This window comes from Lentiprolixibacter sp., assembly GCF_982873095.1.
In genome coordinates this window covers 1-3,352 of record NZ_CEYNTP010000277.1, presented here as the reverse complement: position 1 = coordinate 3,352, position 3,352 = coordinate 1, and the positions used below count along the sequence as shown (strand labels likewise).

Genomic DNA, 3,352 nt, shown 5'->3' with positions numbered 1-3,352 from the left:
AAAGGCCAACCAGGAAGGATATAGCCGTCATGATCCTGCACTGCCTTTCTATACACTTGAGGAAGCCAACCGGACGATAGGACGGTTCCACGCGGTTGAGGAAGATGTATGGGTTAAGGCCTCTGAACATATCCGCTATCGTTTCCGTTACAATGGCCATATCCTGGGTTCTACCTACATTGAGATCGAGATTAATGACAGGGTGCTGGTTTTTTCTGGTGACCTGGGCAGGTACCATGACCTGCTACTTGCCCCGCCTAAGGAACCGGAATGGGCCGATTATCTTTTTGTAGAGAGCACTTATGGCAATAAACTGCACCCAGATGAGGAAGTTGAGGTGCAACTGTCCCGGCTAACCCAGGAGGTGTTAAGTGAGCGTGGAAACTTGCTGATCCCAAGTTTTGCAGTAGAACGACTGCAATCGCTGATGTTCCTGCTTTGGAGGATGTATAAGCGGAACCAAATCCCCAATATACCAATTGTCATTGACAGTCCTATGGGCCAGAATGTTCTGGAGATCTTTGAGCGATTTCCCGAATGTCATAAACTGGATATGGCGGAATACCATGCCATGTGCAGCCATATGAACCTGGTTTCATCCTATCGCGAAACCTGGGAAATGATTGATGATCCCCGACCCAAAATTGTTATTGCGGGAAGTGGTATGGTCAGCGGTGGCAGGATTCTCACTTACCTCAAGCAGCTGGTATCTCAGCCAGAGACTCGGGTGTTGTTAGTAGGGTACCAGGCAGAGGGTACCCGTGGGCGTAGGTTGCTGGACGGGGAACCCGAAATCAAGATCTTTGGTAAGTATTATTCCGTAAAGGCAAAAATTTCTCATATGCAGAGCCTGTCTGCCCATGCGGACCAGGCCGACCTGATGAAATGGATCGGCAATATCAAAAACATTCCCGAAGGCGTTTTTCTGATTCACGGGGAGCCCGCAGCCATGGAGGGATTTGATCTAAAAATCCGGGACACCCTGGGTTGGGAGCCCAGCAGACCGCGTTTAAATGAGGCTGTTACCCTTTGGGTGTGAAGCCCCGTGTTGTGCTTCTTAGCAGGATGGTCCCCGGGAACTCCAAACTGAAGTCCTGGTCTTTGATGCCGATTATCAGCAACTCAACTGAAATATTCAACTATGCCGGGGGAATATTGAAGAAACGTCGTCCCCAGGCTGATGGATATCATGGCACCTGGAGAATTTTCGGTATAACTTGGATGTAGAAATTGAGACGGGAAAGCTGCAATGGGTGGTGTACCTGTCAATTCAAATAGGGTGTAATTTAAAATAATTGCCATGGGAACAACACCTCGCTACATCGAATGGATCAGCCCGGAGGAAATGCACAGTACTACACTTACATGGTTGTCCGAACTGAAATTTATTGAGGATGAGCAGCTATTTCTAAATAGCCTTGTGAAATCCTATACCGACGCCCTGATAGATCATAAGATCTATGATAAAAGCAAGCAGTTGGTAGGTGAAATTCTCGACGCCGAGAAAGAACAGGTGGCCCTCCTGAAAAGGGTGCAGGTACACGAGAATCAATTGGAAATTATGATTGATGACGTAGATCAGCCCAAAATGGAAAAGGCCTACCGGGAAACCCACATGCAACTGATTAAGGAAATGGAATGCTACCTTGAGGCCTACCGTGGATTAAAGAGGCAACTTTTTACACTGCTCTCCAAGGTTATTCGCCAGGAAAAACAGAAACGCTTATTGAATTAGAACTATGAAAAAAGCAATAATACTTCTTGCATTTTGGCTCTTTGGATGTTCTTCGGCAGAACTGGTCAGCAGTTGGAAAAACCCTGAGATTGTTACTTTCGACGCTTATAAGGTGTTGGTAGTGGGGATGACGCCCAACGAACAGGGCCGCGAGCTTTTTGAAACAAAAATGAAACGGGAGTTTACAAATTATGGGGTGGAAGCCATGCGAAGCATCGATTTGTTTGATGTATCCTTTACGGCCACGCGGCAGACTGAAAAAGAATTGGACGAGGTGGAAACCCAATTATTGGAAAAGGATTTTGATGCCATTTTGTTTACCAAAGTACTGGGGTCAGAAAACCGGCAGAGTTTCGAAAGACGCCTGGCAGATATTGAAGGGTATGAATACCAGTTTCGCGATGATTACCTGTCACACCAGGATATTTACTTTGAAGATGACTACTATGAACAATATACGGTTTACCATGCGGAAACCTCCCTGTACTGCATCTGTGTTGGTAAGGAACGCAGTTTGATCTGGAGAGGATCCATCGATATTACGGATCCTATAAATCTCCGGAAAACCGTGGATGACTATATCAAATTGGTGGTTTTGGCCATGACGGAGGAAGATGTCATCTTCCATAAAGCAGATGAAGGGGACGCCATAAGTCGGTAAGACGGGTCATGGCCTAAAATAATACTCCTTATTTGTCAGGGGACTTACACAAGGACCCTCTTCAGCAGATAACAAATAAGGAGTATTAGCATGTTTAGTATACCTTGATTAGTTCTTCAGGTAGTTTTGTAATTCCGCAATCTTCTCCTGCTGGTTGAATTTCCCGCCATAAAAACAGGTAACTGTTGCAGAGGTATCGTCCTGAACTCCCCGGGAAGAGACACAAAGGTGCTTAGCGTCAATAATGACAGCTACGTCTTCCGTATCCAGTAATTGCTGTAACTCCACGCCAATCTGATTGGTCAGCCGCTCCTGTACCTGTGGACGTTTGGCATAGTACTGTACAATCCGGTTTAGTTTGGACAGGCCGATCACCTTTCCCGAGGAAATGTAGGCCACATGGGCCTTCCCGATAATGGGCACAAAGTGGTGTTCGCAATTGGAATAGAAGGTGATATCCTTTTCAACCAGCATCTGGTTGTACTTGTACTTATTGTCGAACAGGGCCACCTTGGGTTTATTTTTGGGATCCAGGCCGGAAAAGATTTCCTCAATATACATTTTGGCCACCCGTTTCGGGGTTCCTTTCAGAGAATCGTCATTCAGGTCGAGCCCCAATACATCCATGATCTGTGCAAAAAGCAGGGCGATGGTTTCCTTTTTCTCTTCATCACTCTTTTCAAAGGCATCATGTTTCATAGGGGTCGCAAGACCTCCTGTGTAAAAATGGTCATCTCCAAGTTCTTCATGGGAATGACCGTTCAACAGGGTTTTAGAATCTATAAGGGTGTCCCAAAGGGCATTTTCTTCTTTCATGGTGCTTTTTTTGATTTTTTCTATCGGTCTTATGATAATCCTTTATTAATTGAGAAATAAAAGTAATGAAATGTTTAAATAAAAATGTTAAAGTTTAAACAAAAAATGAAATTGGTCTGAATTGTAGAAGTAAAGGAGTG

At 45.1% G+C, this 3,352-nt stretch carries 4 protein-coding genes; 3 read left to right on the top strand and 1 reads right to left on the bottom strand.

Features of this window, described 5'->3' with window-relative positions; all coding sequences use genetic code 11:
• The 3 genes from AC4E7D_RS13125 to AC4E7D_RS13115 all read left to right on the top strand — a co-directional run.
• Window positions 1–1,039 (top strand): MBL fold metallo-hydrolase RNA specificity domain-containing protein (locus AC4E7D_RS13125; RefSeq protein ID WP_490174239.1); only part of this gene is annotated, 1,039 nt, incomplete at its 5' end.
• A gap of 261 nt (window positions 1,040–1,300) precedes the next feature.
• Window positions 1,301–1,735 (top strand): hypothetical protein, encoded by a 435-nt coding sequence (locus AC4E7D_RS13120; protein ID WP_490174238.1) that lies wholly within the window; start codon window positions 1,301–1,303, stop codon window positions 1,733–1,735.
• Window positions 1,736–1,739: 4 nt separating this feature from the next.
• Complete coding sequence (locus tag AC4E7D_RS13115) at window positions 1,740–2,396, top strand: hypothetical protein (RefSeq protein WP_490174237.1); 657 nt, start codon at window positions 1,740–1,742, stop codon at window positions 2,394–2,396.
• A 108-nt stretch (window positions 2,397–2,504) separates the two neighbouring features.
• On the opposite strand, the gene folE is transcribed toward AC4E7D_RS13115, so the two are convergent.
• Window positions 2,505–3,212: a GTP cyclohydrolase I FolE gene (gene folE, locus AC4E7D_RS13110; protein ID WP_490174236.1), complete on the bottom strand. Its 708-nt coding sequence runs from the start codon at window positions 3,210–3,212 to the stop codon at window positions 2,505–2,507.
• Window positions 3,213–3,352 lie beyond the last annotated feature (140 nt).